Annotated in this window: 22 protein-coding genes; 19 read left to right on the forward strand and 3 right to left on the reverse strand. The window is 65.3% G+C overall.

Annotation, left to right across the window (positions count from 1 at the left end; genetic code table 11):
- Position 1 precedes the first annotated feature (1 nt).
- The 4 genes from CHB96_RS10970 to CHB96_RS10985 all read left to right on the forward strand — a co-directional run bounded on the left by CHB96_RS10970 (position 2) and on the right by CHB96_RS10985 (position 4,947).
- Entirely contained in the window at positions 2-1,231 is a 1,230-nt protein-coding gene (locus CHB96_RS10970; RefSeq protein ID WP_089245956.1) for an aminotransferase-like domain-containing protein, read from the forward strand.
- The gene (locus tag CHB96_RS10975; RefSeq protein ID WP_089245958.1) at positions 1,228-2,430 is read left to right on the forward strand and encodes a M20 family metallopeptidase; all 1,203 of its coding nucleotides are present in this window, start codon (positions 1,228-1,230) and stop codon (positions 2,428-2,430) included. Before CHB96_RS10970 ends, CHB96_RS10975 begins: the two co-directional genes overlap by 4 nt.
- A gap of 103 nt (positions 2,431-2,533) precedes the next feature.
- On the forward strand, positions 2,534-3,982 hold the full coding sequence (locus CHB96_RS10980) for an MFS transporter (protein ID WP_245865460.1): 1,449 nt from the start codon (positions 2,534-2,536) through the stop codon (positions 3,980-3,982).
- Positions 3,982-4,947, forward strand: a complete 966-nt coding sequence (locus CHB96_RS10985) for a D-2-hydroxyacid dehydrogenase (RefSeq protein ID WP_089245962.1) — start codon at positions 3,982-3,984, stop codon at positions 4,945-4,947. Before CHB96_RS10980 ends, CHB96_RS10985 begins: the two co-directional genes overlap by 1 nt.
- 52 nt (positions 4,948-4,999) lie before the next feature.
- On the opposite strand, the gene CHB96_RS10990 is transcribed toward CHB96_RS10985, so the two are convergent.
- Complete coding sequence (locus tag CHB96_RS10990) at positions 5,000-6,103, reverse strand: NADH:flavin oxidoreductase/NADH oxidase (RefSeq protein ID WP_176444243.1); 1,104 nt, start codon at positions 6,101-6,103, stop codon at positions 5,000-5,002.
- A gap of 103 nt (positions 6,104-6,206) precedes the next feature.
- On the opposite strand from CHB96_RS10990, the gene CHB96_RS10995 reads away from it, so the two are divergent.
- From CHB96_RS10995 to holA, 11 genes are all read left to right on the forward strand, one after another.
- A complete protein-coding gene (locus CHB96_RS10995; RefSeq protein ID WP_089245964.1) occupies positions 6,207-7,487 on the forward strand; it encodes a glutamate-5-semialdehyde dehydrogenase in 1,281 nt (426 codons plus the stop codon).
- Positions 7,488-7,500: 13 nt separating this feature from the next.
- Positions 7,501-8,388 (forward strand): AAA family ATPase, encoded by an 888-nt coding sequence (locus CHB96_RS11000; RefSeq protein WP_089245966.1) that lies wholly within the window; start codon positions 7,501-7,503, stop codon positions 8,386-8,388.
- Position 8,389: 1 nt separating this feature from the next.
- Positions 8,390-9,805 (forward strand): vWA domain-containing protein, encoded by a 1,416-nt coding sequence (locus CHB96_RS11005; RefSeq protein ID WP_089245968.1) that lies wholly within the window; start codon positions 8,390-8,392, stop codon positions 9,803-9,805.
- A gap of 28 nt (positions 9,806-9,833) precedes the next feature.
- Positions 9,834-10,610, forward strand: a complete 777-nt coding sequence (gene nadD / locus CHB96_RS11010; RefSeq protein ID WP_281254415.1) for a nicotinate-nucleotide adenylyltransferase — start codon at positions 9,834-9,836, stop codon at positions 10,608-10,610.
- On the forward strand, positions 10,611-11,006 hold the full coding sequence (rsfS, locus tag CHB96_RS11015; RefSeq protein ID WP_089245970.1) for a ribosome silencing factor: 396 nt from the start codon (positions 10,611-10,613) through the stop codon (positions 11,004-11,006).
- A 68-nt stretch (positions 11,007-11,074) separates the two neighbouring features.
- Positions 11,075-11,668: a histidine phosphatase family protein gene (locus CHB96_RS11020; RefSeq protein WP_245865489.1), complete on the forward strand. Its 594-nt coding sequence runs from the start codon at positions 11,075-11,077 to the stop codon at positions 11,666-11,668.
- The gene (gene octT / locus CHB96_RS11025; protein ID WP_245865462.1) at positions 11,655-12,425 is read left to right on the forward strand and encodes a diglucosylglycerate octanoyltransferase; all 771 of its coding nucleotides are present in this window, start codon (positions 11,655-11,657) and stop codon (positions 12,423-12,425) included. The genes CHB96_RS11020 and octT overlap by 14 nt, the downstream gene beginning before the upstream one ends.
- The gene (locus CHB96_RS11030; RefSeq protein WP_089245974.1) at positions 12,422-13,255 is read left to right on the forward strand and encodes a DegV family protein; all 834 of its coding nucleotides are present in this window, start codon (positions 12,422-12,424) and stop codon (positions 13,253-13,255) included. Before octT ends, CHB96_RS11030 begins: the two co-directional genes overlap by 4 nt.
- 89 nt (positions 13,256-13,344) lie before the next feature.
- A complete protein-coding gene (locus CHB96_RS11035) occupies positions 13,345-14,142 on the forward strand; it encodes a ComEA family DNA-binding protein (RefSeq protein ID WP_089245976.1) in 798 nt (265 codons plus the stop codon).
- Positions 14,139-15,680 carry a ComEC/Rec2 family competence protein gene (locus tag CHB96_RS11040; RefSeq protein ID WP_089245978.1) on the forward strand — a complete coding sequence of 514 codons (1,542 nt, stop codon included), beginning with the start codon at positions 14,139-14,141 and terminating at the stop codon, positions 15,678-15,680. The genes CHB96_RS11035 and CHB96_RS11040 overlap by 4 nt, the downstream gene beginning before the upstream one ends.
- A 48-nt stretch (positions 15,681-15,728) precedes the next feature.
- Positions 15,729-16,700, forward strand: a complete 972-nt coding sequence (gene holA / locus CHB96_RS11045; RefSeq protein ID WP_089245980.1) for a DNA polymerase III subunit delta — start codon at positions 15,729-15,731, stop codon at positions 16,698-16,700.
- Positions 16,701-16,770: 70 nt separating this feature from the next.
- On the opposite strand, the gene rpsT is transcribed toward holA, so the two are convergent.
- The gene (gene rpsT / locus CHB96_RS11050) at positions 16,771-17,031 is read right to left on the reverse strand and encodes a 30S ribosomal protein S20 (RefSeq protein WP_089245982.1); all 261 of its coding nucleotides are present in this window, start codon (positions 17,029-17,031) and stop codon (positions 16,771-16,773) included.
- A gap of 381 nt (positions 17,032-17,412) precedes the next feature.
- Between rpsT and CHB96_RS11055 the strand changes: the two genes are divergently transcribed.
- From CHB96_RS11055 to CHB96_RS11070, 4 genes are read left to right on the forward strand one after another with little or no spacing between them, the layout of a single operon-like run.
- Positions 17,413-18,939: a circularly permuted type 2 ATP-grasp protein gene (locus CHB96_RS11055; protein WP_245865493.1), complete on the forward strand. Its 1,527-nt coding sequence runs from the start codon at positions 17,413-17,415 to the stop codon at positions 18,937-18,939.
- Positions 18,940-19,914, forward strand: coding sequence for an alpha-E domain-containing protein (locus CHB96_RS11060; protein ID WP_089245984.1), 975 nt, complete (start codon positions 18,940-18,942; stop codon positions 19,912-19,914).
- 8 nt (positions 19,915-19,922) lie between these two features.
- Entirely contained in the window at positions 19,923-20,753 is an 831-nt protein-coding gene (locus tag CHB96_RS11065) for a transglutaminase family protein (RefSeq protein WP_089245986.1), read from the forward strand.
- A 52-nt stretch (positions 20,754-20,805) separates the two neighbouring features.
- Positions 20,806-21,576: an aquaporin gene (locus tag CHB96_RS11070; RefSeq protein ID WP_089245988.1), complete on the forward strand. Its 771-nt coding sequence runs from the start codon at positions 20,806-20,808 to the stop codon at positions 21,574-21,576.
- 67 nt (positions 21,577-21,643) lie between these two features.
- Here the strand turns inward: CHB96_RS11070 and CHB96_RS11075 are convergent, their stop codons facing one another.
- Positions 21,644-22,207 carry a type II toxin-antitoxin system PemK/MazF family toxin gene (locus tag CHB96_RS11075; RefSeq protein ID WP_089245990.1) on the reverse strand — a complete coding sequence of 188 codons (564 nt, stop codon included), beginning with the start codon at positions 22,205-22,207 and terminating at the stop codon, positions 21,644-21,646.
- Between the last annotated feature and the right edge of the window lie 8 nt (positions 22,208-22,215).

A 22,215-nucleotide genomic window follows, 5' to 3' on the forward strand; every position in this document is an offset into this window, starting at 1 on the left:
CATGATCGCCACCACAATTCCGTGGTCCCTGCGCACCGACAAGCTGGTGGGATCGGTGATCGATTCGTCGACATCGCTCCTCGCGGCGCAGAAGCACGACATCGTGCGGTTCGCAATGGGTTCGCCTGCGTCGGAAACCGTACCGGCCCAGGTGTTCTCGGAGATCGCGTCGTCCGTCATGACGGCGGACGCCATGGATTACGCTGCCACCGAGGGTGATCCGGCGCTGCTCGACGCGCTGCTCGGCTATCTGAATTCCGTCGGCGAGCCCACCTCGGCGGATCGCCTCGTCATCACGTCGGGTGGGATGCAGGGGCTCGACCTCGCATGCAAACTGTTCGTCGACCCAGGTGACCTCGTCATCGTCGAAAGCCCCACGTACACCAACGGAACCGCGACGATTCTCAGCTACGGCGGGGACGTCCTCGAAGCGCCGATGGACAAGGACGGTCTCGTCGTCGAAGCGCTGCCGGAACTGGTCGAACGCGCCGGGCGATTGCCGAAGATGATCTACGTGATCCCCAACTTCCAGAACCCGTCCGGCACGACGATGTCACTGGCTCGCAGGACGATGCTGCTCGACCTCGCCCACAAGTGGGGGTCGGTGATCCTCGACGACGACCCGTACGGCCTCCTGCGGTTCGAGGGCGACCACATCCCGAGCTTCCCGTCGCTGAGCCCGAACGATCCGCTCGTGTTCTCGGTACGCACGTTCTCGAAGATGATCGCCCCCGGCCTGCGCGTCGGATGGGTCGACGCGGCGCCGGAGGCCCGGCAGCTGCTGATCAACGCCAAGCAGGCGATGGATACCTGTACCAACCTTCCCAATCAGCGCATGATCGCCGAATTCATCAGGCGTGGACATCTGGACACCCATCTGCAGTCGCTCGCAGCCGTGTACCGTCCTCGCAAGATTGCGATGCAACGCAGTATCGAGAACTACTTCGGAGACCGGCTAGCGACGACGGATCCCGAAGGCGGGTTCTTCCTGTGGGCGACGTTGCAGGGCGACGCTGCCGCGATCTCGACGCAGGACCTGTTCGCGATCGCTCTCGCAGAGGGTGTCGCCTACATTCCGGGACCGGCACTGACAGTGGGCGGGACATTCCATGATTCGCTGCGGCTCTGCTTCGCGTCGTCGACGCCGGACCGCATCGACGAGGGAGTGAAGCGGCTCGCAGTCGCGGTCGACAAGGCCGCCGATGCATTGTCCGACAATCGGATTCGATGAACGATCCGGAACGGCGGCTGCTCGAGCTCATCGACAGCGATGCGATCGTGGATCTTGCGTCGGCGTTGATCGATGCGGGTGGTGAAAACCCGGGCAGCACAGAACAATCGGTTGCATCGGTGCTCGCCGATCGCTGCCGCGCACTCGGATTCGACGTCGAGACCGACGAGGTCGCGCCAGGACGGCCGAATGTCGTTGTCTCGATCGGAGGTTCCGAGGAACCGGGTCTGCTGTTCATCGGACATTCCGACGTGGTTCCCGCGGGCGGCGGTTGGACCACCGATCCGTTCACGGCGACTGTTCGGGACGGGCGACTGTACGGCCGCGGCGCGTGCGACATGAAAGGTGGCCTTGCCGCCGTCGTCATTGCGATGGCCGCTCTGCAGAAGTCCGGTGCAGTGGGTTCGTCGCCGGTGTCGCTCGCGTGCCTCGTCGACGAGGAGGACACCGGGCTCGGCATTCGTGCGTATGTGGGTGCGACGCATCGGCGTACCTATTCGTCGTGCATCGTGGCCGAGCCGACCGACATGGTCACCATCGTCGGATGCCGAGGCGCGGCGAATCTCGAGATCACAGTGACCGGTCGGTCTGCGCACGCGGGGCGACCGAGCAACGGACGCAATGCGATTTCGGCGGCAGCGAAGATCGTCGTGCTGCTCGACGCCATGGCGGGGGAACTGAACGCCGCCGCGCATCCGACCCTTGGGCCCGGCACGTGGAATGTCGGAACCATCGACGGCGGGACTGGTACGTCGATGGTTGCCGACAGGTGTGTGATCACAGCGGACCGTCGACTCCTTCCCGGTGAGGACGCCCCCGACATCGCAGCACGGCTGATCGAACGAATTCGTTCTGCCGGAATCACGCGAGACGGAATCGACGTGTCAATTGCCGTTGCGATGGAGATGCCCGGCTTTCTGACCTCGAACGACGCCGAAATCGCGGCGACGGCCGTGCATGCGGTGACGGATGCGATCGGCCCCCGCGGCATCGACATCTGGACAGCCTCGTGCGACGGTGGTTTCGTTGCGCGCGATCTGGGTACACCCACGGTCGTGCTCGGCCCAGGCGAAATAGAGACGCAGGCTCATCAACCGGACGAGTCCGTGTCGGTGCAGCAATTGTGTGACAGCGCAAAGGCGTACGCGCTAGCAGCATCGAGAATCCTTGCGCGACCAGGAGTTATGACGAAAACGTAGGGGTACTGCAAAAAGACCGGAATTTGGTTCCGTAGTGTGAAACGCTGCGAAGTACCTGCCCGACGCTCCACGTTGTTCGATGAAAAGCGAGAGGTATTGGACCGTGACACAATCAAAAAGCGGGTCTAGCAGTAGCGGATCGGGAGATTCGACCACCGGTTATCCGCCCGACACCAAAGAGTTGAACCCCGACGAAAAGAAGGTTCTGCATCGGGCGATCGGTGGATCCGCGCTCGGTAACGCAGTCGAGTGGTTCGACTACGCGGTGTACGGCTACCTGGCTGTCTACATCGCCGCGAATTTCTTCCCGTCGGAGGACGGGGGAGCGAGCCTGTTGTCGACGTTCGCGGTGCTCGCGGCGTCGTTCATCATCCGCCCGATCGGTGGCATCGTTCTCGGCCCGCTGGGTGACCGCATCGGTCGCCAGAAGGTGCTGGTCCTCACCGTCACGATGATGTCGATCGCCACGGCAGCGATCGGTATTCTGCCGACGTTCGACACCATCGGCATCCTCGCGCCGATCCTGTTGCTGGTCTGCCGCCTGGTTCAGGGATTCTCCACCGGTGGCGAATACGGCGGAGCAGCAGTGTTCATGGCCGAGTACGCACCGGACCGTCGACGCGGATTCTTCGGTTCGTTCCTCGAATTCGGCACTCTCGCAGGCACAGTCGCAGGTGCGACGCTCTGTACTCTGCTCAACCTCGGTCTCGGCGACGACACGATGGAGGCCTGGGGCTGGCGTATCCCGTTCCTGGTCACGTTGCCGCTCGGCATCGTTGCTCTGTGGCTGCGTACTCGTCTGGAAGATTCGCCCGTGTTCTCCGAGGCCAAGGCCGACGGCGAGACCGTGGCCGAGGGATCCGAGGGTGGGGCGATCGCGTCGCTCAAGACCACGCTCACCTACTGGCAGCGCATCCTCATTCTGATGGGATTCGTTCTGCTGCTGAACATCGCGTACTACACGGTGCTGACGTTCCTGCCGTCGTACCTCAGTGACACGTTGGGCCACAGCACGACTCAGTCCAACTTCACTCTCGTCGTGATCATGATCATCATGATGGCGATCATCAATCCGATCGGGTCACTGTCCGACCGCGTCGGCCGTAAACCGTTGCTGCTCACCGCATGTGTCGGATACTTCGTGTTCAGCGTTCCGCTGTTCCTGTTGATCATCAACACCGGGCTGATCGGGCAGACCATCGGACTGCTGGGCCTCGGCATTCTGCTCGTCATCATGTGCTCGTGTGTGTCGTCGACGCTGCCTGCGCTGTTCCCGACGCAGGTTCGGTACGGCGCCTTCGCCATCGGCTACAACGTCTCGACATCGCTGTTCGGCGGCACCGCACCGCTCATTTTGACGTTCCTCATCGACAAGACCGGTTCCAATCTCATTCCGGGTTGGTACATGATGCTCGCGGCCGCAATCGCATTCGTACCGATTCTGCTGATGCCCGAGACGGCGGGCCGATCGCTGCGCGGTAGCCAATGCCCCGGTGACAACGACGACGAGGTCGCTGCATCCGGCGTCGAACTGGTGGGGTACAAGGGTTGATGCAGGACAGGCCGGTCGTCGTCGTACTCCACGCCGATCACCTTCCCGAAGGGATGGACGCGGTATCCGCTGTGGCCGAAGTGCGTTATGCCACAGCGGATACCCTCGGTGATGCGATGCCGGGCGCCGACGTCCTGCTGCTGTGGGACTTCTTCTCGTCCGCAGTTCCCGATGTCTGGGATCGCTGCGATTCGCTGCGGTGGATCCACATCGCCGCAGCGGGTGTCGACTCGTTGATGTTCGACGAGCTGGCGACATCTCAAGTGGTCGTGACCAATTCACGAGGCATTTTCGACCGACCGATCGCGGAGTTCGTCCTCGGACAGATTCTGAACTTCGCCAAGGAGACCGCGGTGTCCGCGGAGTTGCAGCGCGCACGAGTATGGCGGCACAGAGAGACCGAAATGATCGACGGGTCTCACGCGATGGTCGTCGGAACGGGTGCGATCGGACGTGAGATCGCGCGTCTGCTCACCGCAGTCGGGGTGACAGTGTCCGGGGTCGGCCGTACGGCACGAGACGGCGACCCGGATTTCGGTGTCGTGCACGCGAGTTCGCAGCTTGCGGACGTGGTCCACGACGTCGACTACCTCGTCCTCATTGCGCCGCTGACCGATCTGACGCGGGGCGTCGTCGACGCGCGTGTACTGGGTGCCGCCAAGCCCGGGGTCAGGGTCGTCAACGTCGGGCGTGGTGAATTGCTCGATACCGCAGCGCTTCTCGACGGTTTACGCAGCGGTCAGGTGGCGGGCGCGGCGCTCGACGTGTTCGACACCGAACCGCTACCGGAGGACAGTCCTCTGTGGTCGACGGAGAACCTCGTCGTCACGCCGCACATGAGCGGCGACAGCAAGGGGTGGCGTCGTCGGCTGGCAGGTCTCTTCGTCGCGAACTTCGAGCGCTATGCGGCGTCGGAGGATCTGCAGAACGTCGTGGACAAGAAGCTCGGTTTCGTGTCGAGCTGAGAACCCAGTCCTCCACGCAGATGCATATGCATGTGCGTGGAGGGCTTGGGGTCTAGAACGCGCGCTCGTACTGCGGCACGACGGACGGTGCGACGTCGACACCCAATTCGCGTGCAGCGCGACGCGGCCAGTACGGATCACGGAGCAGCTCGCGCGCGAGGAGAACGGCTTCGGCCTCACCGGAAGAGACGATGTCCTCGGCCTGCTTGGGCTCGGTGATCAATCCGACCGCCGCGGCGGGAACAGTCGTCTCGTTCTGCACCCGCTTGGCGAACGGGACCTGGTAGCCAGGTCCGACGGGGATCTTCGCGTGTACGTTTCCGCCGGTGGACACGTCGATGAGATCGACACCGTGGTCGGCCAGGAGCTGGACGAGCGCGACCGTCTGATCGGACGTCCAACTCTGCGCATCGAGGCCGCGAGTGTCCTCGTCCAACCAGTCGGTGGCGGAGACACGTACGAACAGCGGGAGTTCGGCCGGCCAGACCTCGCGCACGGCGTCGACGATCTCGACGAGCAGACGGCTGCGGCCGGCGAAGTCTCCGCCGTACTCGTCGGTGCGCGTGTTGCTGGCGGGGGACAGGAACTGGTGGACGAGGTAGCCGTGTGCCGCGTGGATCTCGACGACCTTGAATCCTGCACGCAGTGAGCGCTCGGCCGCCGCGGCGAAGTCACGCACGATCCGCGCGATGTCCTCGGTCGTGGCTGCACGAGGAGTGGCGTAGTCACCGAAGGCCACGGCGCTGGGGCCGACCGTCTCCCAGCCGAGTTCGTCGTCGGCCGGGATGGATTTGCCGCCTACCCACGGTGCCGTCGTCGACGCCTTACGACCGGCGTGCGCCAGCTGAATACCGGGCACCGAGCCGTAGGACTCGATCTTGCCGACGATCTCGGCGAACGCCTCGGTCTGGGTGTCGTTCCAGATGCCGAGGTCGGCCGGACTGATTCGACCCTCCGGGCTCACGGCGGACGCTTCGGTCAGGATCAATCCGGCGCCGCCGATTGCTCGGGTGATCAGGTGCGTGCGGTGCCAGTCGTTCGGACTCCCGACACCATCGCCTGCCGTATCGGCGGAGTACTGACACATCGGTGCCATCCACACCCGGTTCGGGAAAGTCACACTGCGCAGGGTCAGGGGTTCGAACAGGGCGCTCAAGAGTTCTCCTTCGTCGAAAGTGTGTCGTGTCTCGGCAACCAGACTGCGCGTGAGGTCATTCCCGGCACGTTCCTGTCGGACCCTTCTGGTTAGTGTGTAGTGCATGACTGCACCATCCTTCGCGGAGTCTTCGACCACGGGCGACGCCGACCGAGAGCAGGTCCATGCTGCTGCGCGTCGTGCTCGGGTCGCGTCGCGGGCACTCGCCCTGCTGACGACGGCCGAGAAGGACGCAGCGCTGCATGCAGCTGCCGATGCGGTTCTGGCCGCGACGCCCCAGGTGATCGCCGCCAACACAGCCGACGTGGACGCTGCTCGTGCTGCGGGCACCGACGAGGGTCTGCTCGACCGACTACGTCTGACGGAAGCTCGTATCGACGGCATCGCCGCTGGTCTTCGGCAGGTGGCAGGGCTGCCTGATCCGGTCGGCGAGGTAGTCCGCGGTTCGACCTTGCCCAACGGACTGGAGATCCGTCAGTTGCGCGTCCCGCTCGGAGTCGTCGGAATGGTCTACGAAGCGCGCCCCAACGTGACCGTCGACGCATTCGGTCTCGCGTTCAAGTCCGGCAACGCGGCGCTTCTGCGTGGGTCGTCGTCCGCCGCCCGATCCAACGCCGCGCTCGTCGACGCGATCCAGGGCTCGCTGGCGTCGAGCGGCCTTCCCGTCGACGCCGTACAGCTGCTCGGCAGTGCGAGCCGCGCGTCGGTCACGCATCTCATTCAGGCCCGTGGTCTCGTCGACGTCGTGATCCCGCGCGGTGGTGCCGGCCTGATCTCGGCCGTCGTGCGCGACGCGACCGTACCGACCATCGAAACCGGCGTCGGCAACTGCCACGTCTACATTCACTCGGCGGCCGATCTGGCGATGGCCGAGAAGATCGTGCTCAATTCCAAGACGCGGCGCGTCAGCGTCTGCAACGCCGCCGAAACGATCCTGGTCGACGCGGCCGTCGCGGAGACTGCCGTGCCGCAGTTGCTGCAGGCGTTGCAGGCGCACAGTGTCGTGGTTCACGGCGATCTGCCCGGACTGATTCCGGCCACGGACAAGGACTGGTCGGAGGAGTACCTGTCGCTCGATGTGGCACTCAAGGTCGTCGACGGTATCGACGCTGCGATCGACCACATCGACGCCTTCGGAACGGGACACACCGAGGCTATCGTCACGTCCGATCTGCGGGCGGCGAAGGAATTCACCACGCGAGTCGACGCAGCCGCCGTCATGGTCAACGCGTCGACGGCGTTCACCGACGGTGAGCAGTTCGGGTTCGGTGCCGAAATCGGAATCTCGACCCAGAAGCTGCACGCTCGCGGCCCGATGGGCCTCCCCGAACTCACCTCCACCAAGTGGACCGTGTGGGGCGAAGGGCATACGCGCGCAGTCTAGAAAAGGAGCATTCGTGGACCGAGCACTACCGACGTCACCGCCGTTGTTCGGGAGCGTCGACGATGTCGTGTCGAAACTCGCCGAGACCGGCTATCTGGCGAACAAGGCGACGGCGACGTCGGTGTTCCTGGCGGACAGACTCGGCAAGCCGCTGCTCATCGAGGGACCTGCGGGTGTCGGCAAGACCGAGCTGGCGCGTGCGGTCGCACAGACGTCCGGCGCGGAACTCGTTCGTTTGCAGTGCTACGAGGGTGTCGACGAGGCCCGAGCACTGTACGAGTGGAACCACGCGAAGCAGATTCTGCGGATCCAGTCGAGTTCGGCGGGCCACCAGGACTGGGATTCGACCAAACTCGACGTGTTCTCCGAGGAGTTCCTTCTCGCGCGGCCGTTGCTGCAGGCGATCCGGCGTGAGGACCCGACGGTCCTGCTGATCGACGAGACCGACAAGGCCGACGTCGAGATCGAGGGGCTGCTGCTCGAGGTCCTGAGCGACTTCGCGGTCACCATCCCGGAACTCGGCACGATCACCGCGACCCGCACGCCGTTCGTCGTGCTGACGTCGAACGCCACGCGTGAGCTCTCCGAGGCTCTGAAGCGGCGCTGTCTGTTCCTGCACCTCGATTTCCCCGATGCCGAGCTCGAACGCCGCATTCTCGCGAGCCGAGTTCCCGAGCTTCCCGAGGCCATCGCCGAGCAGATGGTCCGCACGGTTCGCGTGCTGCGCGCGATGCAGCTCAAGAAGCTGCCGTCGGTGGCCGAGACCATCGACTGGGGTCGCACTCTGTTGGCCCTCGGACTGGACACCCTCGACGACGACGCCGTGCGCTCGACGCTCGGAGTGGTGCTCAAACATCAGTCCGATCAGGACAAGGCTGCGGCCGAGCTTCGGCTGAACTGACATGCAGTCCCCGCACGGTTTCCCCGGACACCTCGTCGACTTCGTCGAGGCGCTGCGTCGACGTGGCGTCGGCGTCGGTCCGTCGGAGACCGTCGACGCAGGCCAGGTCGTGTCGGTGCTGGATCTGATGGACCGTGAGGCACTGCGCGAAGGCCTCGCGTGCTCGCTTCTTCGACGGCCCACCCACCGCGCGACGTTCGACGCACTGTTCGACCTGTGGTTTCCCGCCGCGTCGGGGCAGCGTGAACCGGGCAAGATCGACACGTCGCTGCCGCGCACCCCGGACGGACAGGTGGACTTCGCCGCACTCCGGGACCTCATCGCCGAGCTGCTGATCGACGGCGGGCCGGACGCGGTCGAACTGACCGAACTGCTTGCCGCGCAGATGGTCGAAGAACTCGGCCAGTACAAATCGACCAACGGGCCGTCGTTCTCGGCCTATCAGGCATTGCGTGACGTCGCACCCGACACTCTGCTCAGCAGGATCCTCGAAGGACTGCTCGGCCGCAACGACGACGCGTCGACCCGCTCGTCCGGTGGCTACGAGGACGAAGTGGCCAAACGTACTGCGGCACAACGGCTTGCCGATCTGCGCATGATGGTCGACAAGGAGACGCGACGCCGCGCCGCGGAGCAGTTGGGCAAAGAGCGCGTCGCGAGCTACGGGGTTCCGAAGCTGGCCGAGGAGGTCGATTTCCTCCGCGCGTCGGACACCGAGATGGTCGCGCTGCGGCGCAGTGTCACACCACTCGCGCGGTTGCTGGCTTCGAGGCTCGCGGTCCGTCGTAGTCGCAGTCGAGCCGGTGCGATCGATCTTCGGCGTACATTGCGCAAGTCGATGTCGACCGGAGGAGTTCCGATCGACCTCGTGCAACGAAAGCCGCGACGTGCACGCCCCGAGCTGGTGGTGCTGTGCGACGTGTCCGGGTCCGTCTCTGGATTCAGCCATTTCACGCTGCTGCTGGTTCATGCTCTGCGAGAACAGTTCTCACGAGTGCGGATCTTCGCGTTCATAGACTCGACGGACGAGGTGACTCGATTCTTCGACTCGGGGGCGGATCTCGGCGCGGCGATGTCGCGAATCATTCGCGAGGCGAATCTGATCACCTACGACGGCCACTCCGATTACGGAAATGCCTTCACCACGTTCGACGACAACTATGCGGGGGCGGTGACGTCACGGACGTCGGTTCTGGTGCTGGGCGACGGCCGGACCAACTATCGCGACCCGGGGACGGCGGCTCTCGCACGTATCGTCTCGGTCGCCAAGCATGCGTACTGGCTCAACCCCGAACCGAAGGGACAGTGGGGCTCCGGTGACTCGGCGGCGAACGTGTACGGCGACGTGATCAGCATGTACGAGTGCCGCTCTGCCAAGCAGCTGTCCGACATCGTGGCCCGTCTGCTGCCGGTGTGACGGGATCGGCGAAGTAAGCTCGACAATCGTGCACCCACCACCCGAGGCCACCGACTCGTCAGCAGGCCGTTCCGCGGTCCGCCGACTCGGCGTGATGGGCGGAACGTTCGACCCGATTCACCACGGGCACCTCGTCGCAGCAAGCGAGGTCGCCAACAGCTTCGGTCTGGACGAGGTCATCTTCGTCCCCACCGGCATGCCGTGGCAGAAGGAGGGCAAAGCCGTCAGCCCTGCCGAGGACCGGTACCTGATGACGGTCATCGCCACCGCATCCAACCCCCGATTCTCGGTGAGCCGTGTCGACGTCGATCGCGAGAAGTCGACGTACACCGTCGACACGCTGCGTGATCTGCGCGCCCAGCACCCCAATGCAGAGCTGTACTTCATCACCGGCGCCGACGCGCTGGAGAGTATCCTCACGTGGCAGAACTGGGAGGAACTCTTCGAACTGGCCAAGTTCGTCGGTGTGTCGAGGCCAGGATTCGAACTGGGCGTCGAACATCTGGCGGATCACCTTCAGGATCTACCCGAGGACGCGTTGACGCTGATCGAGATTCCGGCGTTGGCCATCTCGTCGACCGATTGCAGGCTGCGGGCCAGCGAGAATCGGCCGGTCTGGTACCTCGTGCCCGACGGCGTGGTGCAGTACATCTCGAAGAGAAATCTCTATCGACCCAGAGGCGCACAACGCCTCGACGGTTCCGTCACCATGTCGGAGCCGGCGCCGCAGAAGAAGAAACAGGCCGATTCCGTCACCCGCGCAGTGACCGGGGAATCGAGTCCGAAACAGTGGGAGAACAACTAAGTGACTGCAACAGACGAGGCCGTGAACGTCGCGAGAATCGCGGCACTCGCGGCCGACGACAAACTGGCGACCGACGTCGTCGTGCTCGACGTCTCGGAGCAGTTGGTCATCACGGACTGCTTCGTCATCGCCTCGGCGCCCAACGAGCGCCAGGTCAGCTCGATCGTCGAGAACGTCGAAGACAAGCTGCGCGAGGCCGGATACAAGCCGGTGCGCAAGGAAGGCACTCGCGAGGGCCGGTGGGCGCTGCTCGATTTCGTCGACGTCGTCGTCCACGTCCAGCACAACGACGAGCGCAACTTCTACGCGCTCGAGCGTCTGTGGAAGGACTGCCCGACGGTCGACGTGCCGGGGCTCGGTGAGCGCCCGGACTCGGACTCGGAATTGGAGCAGTGAGCATCGCCGCCAAGCGGCAGTTGATCCTGCTGCGTCACGGTCAGACCGAGTACAACGCCACCGACCGCATGCAGGGTCAGCTCGACACGGATCTGACCGAGCTCGGCCGGACGCAGGCCAAGGACGCCGCTGCCGTGCTGGCGGCTCGATCGCCGCTGTGCATTGTCTCGTCGGACCTTCGCCGTGCTTTCGACACCGCGGATGCACTCGGCAACGCGGCCGGTCTGCCGGTCGCCGTCGATCAGCGTCTGCGGGAGACACATCTGGGTGAGTGGCAGGGATTGACGCACCTCGACGTCGACGCCGTGGCTCCGGGTGCTCGGTTGGAATGGCGTGCGGATGCGACGATGGCCCCACCTGGAGGCGAGAATCGCATCGACGTCGCGCGTCGCAGTGTGCCCGTCGTGCAGGAGTTGATCGCGAGCCGACCCGAGTGGGGTGCAGAAGGCGCCAGTCATCCTGTCGTCCTCGTCGCGCACGGCGGTTTGATCGCCGCTCTGACGGCAGCATTGCTCGACCTGCCCGTCGACCGCTGGCCGGTGCTCGGTGGACTGTCCAACACCAGCTGGGTGCAGCTGAGCAGTCACGGCGAGGGTGACGCTCTCGGATGGCGTCTGGACGTGTGGAACGCGTCGGCGAGAGTGGCCAGTGACGTCCTCTGACGACTACTCGGCGCAGCCGGTGGCGCCGGGGACGCCGCCGGTGTTGCTGGTGTTGGCGGACTCGCTCAGCTATTACGGCCCGAAAGGCGGCCTCCCGGTCGACGACCCGAGAATCTGGCCCAATCTGGTTGCGGCAGAGCTGGGTTGGACAGTCGAACTCGTCGCGCGCATCGGCTGGACCAGTCGCGACGTGTGGTGGGCATTGACGCAGGATCCCCGTGTGTGGGCGGCCATTCCGAAGGCGGGCGCCGTCGTGTTCGGTGTCGGCGGCATGGACTCGCTGCCGTCTCCGCTTCCGACGGCGCTGCGAGAACAGATTCGCTATGTTCGGCCACCCGCGCTGCGTCGTGTCGTCCGGGACGCGTATCAGTGGGTGCAGCCTCGTTTGTCGCCGCTGGGCTGGCCGGTCGCGCTGCCGCCGAAGTTGAGCGTCGACTATCTGGAGAAGTCGCGCGCCGCGCTGGCCTATGTCCGACCCGAGCTTCCGGTCATCGGAACGCTACCGTCGGTGCACCGCAGCGACGCCTACGGAAACGTTCACACCGGCCGTCCCGCCGCCGAGCGGGCACTGCGTCGGTGGAGTACGGACACCGGTGTGCCGCTGGTCGACCTCGCCGACGCAGTGCGCGAGAACATCATGTCCGGCAACGCGAATCCCGATGGCATTCACTGGGGTTGGGACGCGCACGTGGCCGTCGCGGACGCGATGCTCGCACACCTACGGCCCCTTGTGGGTGCGGACGGTCGTCGGGCGTGAGCGTCGTCGTCGTCACCGATTCGTCGTCGTGCATCGACACCGCGACGGCACGACGTCACGGCATGTCGATCGCACCGCTCCACATCTTCGTCGACGGTATGGACCTCCGCGAAGGTGTCGACCCCATTTCCGAGAACTTCGCAGACGACGGGCCCGTGACGACGGCAGGCAGCTCACCCGACGAGCTCGCCCGAATCTACCGAGATGCAGTGCAGCGCAGCGGTGGTGACGGAGTCGTCGCCGTCCACATCTCGCGGGGACTGTCCAGCACGTGGGAAGCAGCGCGGCAGGCGGCAGCAGAGGTCGGCGACGGCGTACGCGTCGTGGATTCCGCCGCAGCCGGCATGGGGCTCGGATACGCAGCGCTGTCCGCCGCGACGACGGCCGCAGCCGGTGGTGACCTCGACGCCGTCTACGAGTCCGCGGTCTCGGTGTCGGCACGTGTGCGGTCCTTCATCGTCGTGGACAGGCTCGACCATCTGCGCCGCGGCGGCCGGATCGGTGCCGCTGCTGCCTTGTTGGGTACCGCCCTTGCGATGAAACCCGTTCTGCACCTGAGTGAGGGCAAGCTCGTTCTCGCGGAGAAAGCGCGCACATCGACGAAGGCGCTCGGCAAACTCGTCGGCGCGGTGGCATCGGTCGCCGGTGAGCGGGGAGTCGCCGTCACGGTGCACCACATGCAGTGCCCGGAACGCGCCGAGGTCCTCGCGTCGCAGATCGCAGAGCGTGTCCCGCAGGTCGACGGCGTCGACATCACTCCGTTCGGGGCGGTACTAGGTGCGCATGTGGGGCCGGGAGCACTCGGCGTCGTCGTTCGTCCCGACGCCTGAAATTCCACAGGTTCCCCGTTGTCCACAGGGCAATTCGTGACCAGCACGCGACGAGATCTGTGAACGTGCGGTCGCGTTAGCGTCCGTTCATGGCAAGTCTCTCCAGAGCTACCACGCACGACGCCGAGGATCGTGGCGACAACGATGCAGGACAACCGAATTGGCTGTTGGCCGACGACCGGCGCGGCACAGCGCTGTCGGAGTTCCTCCCCGAACGGTGGCGCGGCGCCCGGGTGGATCCCGGACGCAAGGGAATGCTCGCGCTGTCCGGCGTCGGGCTCGTCGTCGTTCTCGTCGCGGCGTACGGCTGGCTGCGCGACGCTCCCGCGGTAGCCCCCGTCCCGGCTCTGCCCGTGGTGCAACCGGTGTCGGACGACGCGACCTCGACAACGGTAGCGACGTCCGGTGTCGTCGAACCTGCCGTCGATCTCGTCGTCAGCGTCGTCGGTCTCGTCGTGCATGCCGGGTTGGTTCATCTTCCCGCCGGCTCCCGCGTCGCCGACGCGTTGGCCGCGGCAGGCGGTGCACGTGAGGGAGCTGACGTCATCGCGCTCAATCTCGCCGCGAAGGTTGCCGATGGTGATCAGATCGTCGTCGGCGCGCTCCCGCCCGACGGTCGACCTGTCGTCAGTGGTACGACGAGTGATGCTGCAGTGCAGTCGAATTCGACATCGGATGCCGCAGGAGGTGGTAGTGGGCCGGTGAATCTGAACGACGCGACAGTGGCCGAACTCGACTCCTTGCCCGGTGTCGGACCGGTCACTGCGGCCAACATCGTCGCGTGGCGGGACGTGAACGGCCCGTTCACCGATGTCGAGCAATTGTCGGAGGTGGACGGTATCGGACCGGTGCGACTCGAGAAGCTCCGCGACCAGGTCTCGGTGTGACCGAACCGACCATCCGGCCGTACGACCTGCGGTTGGTGCCTGCGGCCGCCGCAGGGTGGATGTCCACGATCATCGGGCTGTTGTTCGGATCGGTGGTGGCCGGTGTGGTCGCGGTGATTTCCTTGGGTGCCGCTGTGCTGCTGGTTCTTTCGGTCGTGCGCTCGCGGGGCGTGGGCGCGGGTCTGATCGCACTCGCGGTGTCGGGCGCCTGTTACTCGGGTGCCGCGGCAGTCCATTCGTCGTCGGTCGAATCAAGTCCCGTCACGGCGGCAGCCGCGCAGAAGGCGTGGGTCAGTGCGGCGGTCGTCGTCCGCGAGGATCCACGGCGCGTGCGATACGGCGGCCCGCCGACCGTCTCGGTGCGGGCGGATCTGACGCAGATCGACATCGGCGGCGTGCCGATCCACCATGGAGGGCGAGTACTCGTTCTGGCACCAGCCGATGGGTGGGAGCACATGGTTCCGGGGCAGTCGGTGACGCTCCGAGGACGCCTCTCCCCGCCGGACCGAGCGGATCTGACGCTCGCCGTCATTCGAGTCCAAGGCGCGCCGTTGCTGGTGGAAGAACCCGGACCGATCGGATCCGCGGCGGATGCGGTTCGGCGTGACCTCGCGGCGGCAGCGTCGGAAGCGCTCCCCAGCGATCGGGCCGGACTGCTGCCGGGACTCGTCGTCGGAGATGTGTCGGCTTTGCCCGACGACGTCGAATCAGATTTCAAGGCAGCAGGTTTGACACACCTCAATGCGGTGTCCGGTGCAAACTTCTCGATTCTGCTCGGTGCCGTCCTGTTGCTGACGCGGTGGATCGGCATCGGCCCACGACCGACTGCCGCGGTGTGTGCCGTCGTGCTGCTGTCGTTCGTCGTCATCGCTCGACCGTCGCCGAGCGTGCTCCGGGCGGCCGTGATGGGTGGGGTCGGGTTGTTGGCGCTCGTGACGGGTCGGCGTCGCCAAGCGGTGCCTGCTCTGTGTGCGGCGGTTCTCGGACTGCTGGCGTGGTGGCCGGAACTGGCCGTCGACTTCGGCTTCGCCCTGTCGGTACTGGCGACCGCGGGACTCGTCGTCCTGGCCCCGGTGTGGGTGGACTGGCTACGCAGGCACGGGTGGGGGAGGGCGAGCGCGGAGATCGTGGCGGTGGCCGCTGCTGCACACGCCGTCACGGCGCCGGTCGTCGCCGCGATGGCAGGCACGTTCTCGGTGGTGGGTGTGCTCGCGAACGTCCTGGTAGCTCCGGTCGTCGCGCCGATCACGGTCATCGGCGCGATCGCGGCACTGATCGCGCAGGTGTCGCTCTTGCCTGCTGCCCTTGTGGTGAAGCTCGCGTCGGCGCCTCTGTGGTGGTTGATCGCGGTTGCGCACTGGGCGGCATCGACGCCCGGCGGCGCACTCGCCGTTCCCGACGGTCTCGCCGGCGCGGGTCTGGTTCTCGCCGTCACGATGGTCGTGCTCGGGGCACTGCGTGTCCGATGGCTCAGATGGGTGTGCGGAGTGTTGTCCGCGGCGGCGATTCTCGTCTGGATCGGTGCCGCGATGCTCTGACCGCGGCGCATTCGGAGAGCGTCGGACCGGCATGGCACGATCTGTGCTGTGACTGCGACATCTCCGGTTCCCGCTCTGCATCTCGTTCTCGGTGACGAGGAACTGCTCATGGACCGTGCGGTCGCCTCGATCGTCGGAGATGTGCGTGCCGGTGCTCCCGAAGGGGAGGACGTGCCGGTCACCAAGCTTCGCGCAGGCGATGCCAGTGCACCCGAACTCGCCGAGCTGCTGAGCCCGTCGTTGTTCGCCGAGGATCGGGTCGTCGTCCTCGAAGCGGCGGCCGAGGCCGGTAAGGACGCCGTCGCCCTCGTGCTCGACGCGGCCGCGGATCCGCCGGCAGGTGCTGTCCTGGTCGTCATGCATTCCGGTGGTGGCAGAGCCAAGGCGATGGCAGGCGCTCTGCAGAAGATCGGCGCCGTCACCCATGAGTGCGCCAAGCTGACCAAAGCCGGCGAGCGCGCCGATTTCGTCAAGCGAGAGTTCAGCGCTGCAGGCGTCAGGGTCGGTGGTGACGTGGTCGAGGCCGTCGTCGAATCGGTCGGATCCGAGCTGCGTGAGCTCGCTGCTGCATGTTCTCAGCTGACTGCCGATACTGCGGGCAAGGTCGACGTCGCCGCAGTGCGTCGGTATTACTCGGGCAAGGCCGAGGTCTCCGGGTTCGACGTGGCAGAGAAGGCTGTAGCCGGCGACGGTGCAGGGGCATTGGAGGCGCTGCGGTGGGCCATGCACCGCGGAGTGCCACATGTTCTCCTCGCCGACGCGCTCGCCGACGCGGTGCGGACCATCGCGTTGGTGGGTTCGGCCGGACGTGGCGATCCGTTCCGGATGGCAAGTGAGCTCGGCATGCCGCCGTGGAAGATCAAGAAGGCCCAGGCGCAGGCGCGCGGCTGGAATGGGCAGTCCATCGGTCAGGCGTTGCAGATCGTCGCGCAGTTGAACGCCGACGTCAAAGGTCAAGCGGCCGACGCTGATTACGCCGTCGAGCACGCGGTGTCGGTCGTCGCGAACCTCGGCAACTGACACCCGGCCGCAGACAGAACGAAAAAACCCGCTCGGTAGTCCGAGCGGGTTTGTTCGTGAAGAACGTGGATCAGAGCTTGTTGACAGCCAGAGCCAGAGCCGACTTCTTGTTGGCAGCCTGGTTCTTGTGGATGACACCCTTGCTGGCGGCCTTGTCGAGCTGGCGGCCTGCGGTGATCGCGATGGTGGAAGCCGCTGCCTTGTCTCCTGCAGCCTCAGCGGTGCGGAAGGAGCGAATGATCGTCCGCAGCGAGGACTTCACCGACTGGTTGCGCAGGCGGTTGCGCTCGTTGGTGAGGATGCGCTTCTTCTGGGACTTGATGTTGGCCACGCGTAAAATCCTTCTGTCTTCGTCGGTATTCCGGTCAGGGCGATCCATGCTGGAATGCCCGAAGTCTGCTGCCGAGCTTGTACAGCCCAGCGCCGAAGATCGAGACTACCAGTTAGTCGTCGGAGAACCCAATCCGGCAACGCGACGAGTCGGCCCGAGGACCGAAGGTCGCGAGTGTTTCGAGAATTTAACGCGTCCAGCGCGCTCAACACCAGTCTCTGTAGCAACATGACGACAATGAGTCCGCGATCTTCAGGCGCTGCTGCCCCAGAGGCCAAGGCCAAGACGAAGTCCAAGTCGACGGCACGCGCGAACCCCGCCATCGACGGGGTCTTCGACGGCTACTTCGACAACGGTAAGTACGGCTCGGCGTTCGACGAGATGTTCGACACCGACGGTAAGACCAGGACGCCGTACAAAGGGATTCACACGGCCCTCGAACCGTCGAGCTCGGCCGACCTCGACGGGCGGTCCGACGCGCTCGGCCGTGCGTTCGTCGACCAGGGCATCACGTTCTCGCTGTCCGGCCAGGAGCGGCCCTTCCCGCTCGACCAGGTGCCGCGCGTCATCGCCGCGGGCGAGTGGTCACGCCTCGAGCGCGGCATCAAGCAGCGCGTCAAGGCGCTCGAGATGTTTCTCGCCGACATCTACGGGGATCAGGAGATTTTGCGTGACGGCGTCGTCCCGAAGCGGCTCGTGACGTCGTGCGAGCACTTCCACCGCGAGGCGATCGGCATCGTTCCGCCGAACGGCGTGCGTATCCACGTCGCAGGCATCGACATCGTGCGCGACGCGCAGGGAACGTTCCGCGTACTAGAGGACAACCTGCGGTCGCCATCCGGCGTGTCCTACGTCATGGAGAACCGACGGACGATGGCGCGTGTGTTCCCGGACCTGTTCGCGACGCACCGAGTACGCGCGGTCGGGGATTACGCGTCGCACCTTCTTCGCGCTCTACGCGCGGCGGCGGCACTCAACGAGGCCGATCCGACCGTCGTCGTGCTGACGCCGGGCGTCGCGAACTCGGCGTACTTCGAGCACTCGCTGCTCGCGCGGTTGATGGGCGTCGAACTCGTCGAAGGTCGTGATCTGTTCTGCCGCGACAACGTCGTCTACATGCGCACCACCGAGGGTGAGCGTCAGGTCGACGTGATCTACCGCCGTATCGACGACGACTACCTCGATCCGATGCAGTTCCGGCCCGACTCGGTGCTCGGCGTCGCCGGACTCGTCAACGCCGCGCGTGCCGGCAACGTCGTCATCTCGAGTGCCGTCGGAAACGGCGTCGGTGACGACAAACTCGTCTACACCTACGTGCCGACCATCATCGATTACTACCTGGGTGAGAAGCCGCTGCTGGCGAACGTCGACACGTTCCGCTGCTGGCTCGACGACGAATGCGAGGAAGTGCTCGACCGCGTCGACGAACTCGTCATCAAGCCCGTTGAGGGATCCGGGGGATACGGCATCGTCTTCGGACCCGACGCCTCGCCGAAGGAGTTGGCGACCATCAGCAAGAAGATCCGTGCCGACCCACGCGGGTGGATCGCTCAGCCGGTCGTCCAGTTGTCGACGGTTCCGACGAAGATCGGCGACCGCCTCGTGCCGCGCCACGTCGATCTGCGGCCGTTCGCGGTCAACGACGGCGACGACGTCTGGGTGCTCCCGGGCGGACTGACGCGCGTCGCGCTGCCCGAGGGATCGCTCGTCGTGAACTCCAGTCAGGGCGGCGGCAGCAAGGACACCTGGGTGCTCGCGACGCGAACCTCGCAGGAGGAGCAGGAGCTCGCGGGCGAGGAGATCGTGAGCGAGCCGCCCGAATCTCCCACGGCCGAACAAGGCCCGGAACTGACGATGGATCAGCAACAGCAGCAACAACAACAGCAGTCGAACGGCGGTGGCAACTAGATGCTCGCTCGGAACGCGGAATCGCTCTATTGGATCGGGCGATACGTCGAGCGGGCGGACGACACTGCCCGCATTCTCGACGTCACGGTCCACCAACTGCTCGAGGACTCGACCGTCGATCCGGATCACATCTCACGAGTTCTGTTGCGTGTGCTCGGGTTTCGGCACGAGCCGGATGCTTCTCTCGACGTGTGGTCGCTCACCGAGCTCGTCGCGTTCAGCCGTACCGGCAGTGGATCGATCGTCGACTCGTTGTCCAGCGCGCGTGAAAATGCCCGTGGTGCACGGGAAGTCACGTCCACCGAGATGTGGGAATGCCTGAACACGACCTATAACGGGCTCAACGACAGGATCCGGGCATCGAAGCGCACCGGCCCACACGAGTTCTTCAGCTACATCGAAGAGCGAGCGGCGATGTTCGCCGGTCTCGCCGACTCGACCTTGAGTCACGACGACGGCTACCGCTTCCTCATCCTCGGCCGCTCGGTGGAACGCGTCGACATGGTCGTGCGGCTGTTGCTGTCTCGCGCCGGTGACCGGCCGTCGTCGCCCGCGTGGGTGACGGTGTTGCGCGCGGCAGGTGCACACGACACGTACCTGCGGACCTATCGCGGTGCACTCGACGCGCAGCGTGTACTCGAATTCATGTTGTTGGACAGGCTTTTTCCGCGATCGGTGTTCTATGCGCTCAGTGAGGCGGAGCGGTCGCTCGATCAGCTGGACCACCAGCCGAACAGTCGTGTCGGGGCCCGTGCCGAGGCGCAGCGACTGCTCGGCCGGGCGCGCAGCGAACTCGAATTCCTCCGTCCCGGTGCGCTGTTGGACGATCTGCAGGAACGACTCCTCGCGCTGCAGGAGACGTGCCGTGAACTGGGAGAAGCGATCTCCAAGCAGTATTTCCACGCCGCTCCGTGGGTCGCGTGGACCGACGCTGGTGCGGGAAACTACGAAGAACAACTGGAGGGTGAACTGTGAGTTGGCGTATGCGCGTCGTCCACACCACGGGGTACAAGTACGACGCGCCGGTGACGTCGTCGTACAACGAGGCGCGCCTGACCCCGCGAAGCGACCATCGGCAGAACGTCATTCTCAACAGGGTCGAGACCAACCCGGTGACGCGCTCGTTCCGCTACACCGACTACTGGGGCACCGCGGTCACGGCGTTCGACCTTCATGCGCCGCACACCGAGCTCGAGGTAACGGGGTCGTCGATCGTCGAGACCGATCCGTTCGTGCCGCCGGAGGAGACGGCGTCGTGGGAGGACCTGGGGAGCGAGCAGGTCGTCGACCGCTTCAACGAGGTTCTCGACTACACCGTGTACGCGCCCCACAATCGTCAGCTCGTCGCCATCGCGAAGAAGTTGGCGAAGGGTCTGCCGCCGCAGGAAGCTGTCGTGGAGATAGCGAACTGGGTGCACGAGGAGATGTCGTACGTGCCCGGCACGACGGGTGTGCACACGTCGGCCGTCGAGGCCTGGTCGGAGAAGAAGGGCGTCTGCCAGGACTATGCCCATCTGACTCTGTTGCTGTTGCGCAGCGTCGGCATTCCGAGCCGGTATTGCTCCGGTTACCTGCACCCGAAGAAGAAAGCCGTCATCGGTGTGTCGGTCGAGGGTCAGAGTCACGCGTGGATCGAAGCGTGGACCGGTGCATGGTGGGGATACGACCCGACCAACGCGATTCCGGTCAGTGAGCAGCACGTGTCCGTGGGTCTCGGACGCGACTACGCCGACGTGCCGCCGCTGAAAGGCATTTACTCGGGTGGAGGTTCCACGGATCTCGATGTTGTGGTAGAGATCACACGACTGGCGTAACCTACTGCTCGACAGGTTTCTTCGGAAGTACCTATCGAGCAGGGGTGGGCGCATGTCGACTGCACAGGAGTACGTGGAACCGGAAGTAATCTCCGACACCAAGAAATACATCGCGGAAGCGATCGGCACGTTCGTTCTGGTGTTCGCCGCCGTCGGAACGGCAGTGTTCGCGGGTGACAAGGTCGGCAATCTCGGTGTCGCACTGGCATTCGGATTGACACTGCTGTTCCTCGTGTACGCGATCGGCCCGATCTCGGGGTGTCACGTCAATCCCGCGGTGACCATCGGTCAGGCTCTGCTGGGCAAACTGACTGCGCTGCAAGCGGTCTTGTTCATCGTCGCGCAGTTCGTCGGTGGGCTCGTGGCAGGTGCGGTGCTGTTCGCCATCGCCAACAGCCTGCCCGCGTACGACCGGTCCGTCGACGGACTCGGCGCGAACGGATGGGGACCGCACAGCCCGTCGGCGATCGAGGGGCCGCTCGGTGGTGTCCTCGAGAACGGGTACGGCATCACCGCGGCGATCGTCGTCGAGATCCTGCTGACGGCGCTGCTGGTGTTCGTGGTGCTGGCGTCGACGGATCAGATCTCGGACGTTCCGCTCGCAGGCGTCTCCATCGGCTTCACGCTCGTCGTGATCCATCTGGTCTCGATCCCGATCGACAACACATCGGTCAACCCGGCGCGCAGCCTGGCCGTCGCTCCGTGGCAGCCAGGCGCGATGGGCCAGGTCTGGCTGTTCATCGTGTTCCCGATCATCGGCGGTGCACTGGGCGCCCTGACGTACCGAGGGGTGTTCGGTCGTTACGACCGGCTCGATTCGTGATGCGCTACGCGCCCGTGCGCGCACAGTGACAACGGAGACCAACTCTGCGCGCACGGGCGCGAGCGCATCACGACCAGCCGTACTCCGAACGCAACCGAGTCGCGACGGCGTCGAACTTGCCCTTGGCGAGAATCGCGCCCTCCCGACGGATGCCGGTCTCGGGGACGTCGAGGACGCGGTCGAGCCGGATCCAACTCGGTCGGCCCTCGGCGTCCCAGGATCCCGATCCGATGGTGACCCAGTCGCGGTCGCCGTCGTGGTGGCTCTGGCTCGACAGCATCAGGCCCAGCAACGTGTGCCCGTCACGCCCGACGACGAGTACCGGGCGGTCCTTGCCCTGGCTCGCGTCCTCCTCGTAGGTGACCCACGTCCACACGATCTCGCCGGGATCGGCCTTGCCGTCGAGATCGGGGGAGTATTCGACTCTTCGCGCGCGGTGGGCCGTCGGGACGGTGTTCGACGCAACCGGGCGTCCTGCCGGAGCGGCAGGTCCGGGCGTCGTCCTCGACGCGATCGCATCCTTGCCCTTCTGCAGAGCGCCCGAGTTCTGAAGCTGGCGGAAAAGCCTTGGCCCCTCGCGGAGTGCGATTTTTCCGAGTTCCTTACCGAGTCTGCTCCAGTTGCCAGCCATGGGAGCCG

The sequence above is a fragment of the Rhodococcoides kyotonense genome (assembly GCF_900188125.1).
Classification (GTDB): Bacteria; Actinomycetota; Actinomycetes; order Mycobacteriales; family Mycobacteriaceae; genus Rhodococcoides; species Rhodococcoides kyotonense.

What these genes read in the sequence shown, in the direction of transcription:
- CHB96_RS10970 (WP_089245956.1), top strand. Translation starts at nt 2, where the DNA reads ATGATCGCCACCACAATTCCGTGGTCCCTGCGCACCGACAAGCTGGTG.
- CHB96_RS10975 (WP_089245958.1), top strand. Translation starts at nt 1,228, where the DNA reads ATGAACGATCCGGAACGGCGGCTGCTCGAGCTCATCGACAGCGATGCG.
- CHB96_RS10985 (WP_089245962.1), top strand. Translation starts at nt 3,982, where the DNA reads ATGCAGGACAGGCCGGTCGTCGTCGTACTCCACGCCGATCACCTTCCC.
- CHB96_RS10995 (WP_089245964.1), top strand. Translation starts at nt 6,207, where the DNA reads ATGACTGCACCATCCTTCGCGGAGTCTTCGACCACGGGCGACGCCGAC.
- CHB96_RS11005 (WP_089245968.1), top strand. Translation starts at nt 8,390, where the DNA reads ATGCAGTCCCCGCACGGTTTCCCCGGACACCTCGTCGACTTCGTCGAG.
- CHB96_RS11020 (WP_245865489.1), top strand. Translation starts at nt 11,075, where the DNA reads ATGCAGGGTCAGCTCGACACGGATCTGACCGAGCTCGGCCGGACGCAG.
- CHB96_RS11035 (WP_089245976.1), top strand. Translation starts at nt 13,345, where the DNA reads ATGGCAAGTCTCTCCAGAGCTACCACGCACGACGCCGAGGATCGTGGC.
- CHB96_RS11055 (WP_245865493.1), top strand. Translation starts at nt 17,413, where the DNA reads ATGTTCGACACCGACGGTAAGACCAGGACGCCGTACAAAGGGATTCAC.
- CHB96_RS11060 (WP_089245984.1), top strand. Translation starts at nt 18,940, where the DNA reads ATGCTCGCTCGGAACGCGGAATCGCTCTATTGGATCGGGCGATACGTC.
- CHB96_RS11065 (WP_089245986.1), top strand. Translation starts at nt 19,923, where the DNA reads ATGCGCGTCGTCCACACCACGGGGTACAAGTACGACGCGCCGGTGACG.
- CHB96_RS11070 (WP_089245988.1), top strand. Translation starts at nt 20,806, where the DNA reads ATGTCGACTGCACAGGAGTACGTGGAACCGGAAGTAATCTCCGACACC.
- CHB96_RS11075 (WP_089245990.1), bottom strand. Translation starts at nt 22,207, where the DNA reads ATGGCTGGCAACTGGAGCAGACTCGGTAAGGAACTCGGAAAAATCGCA.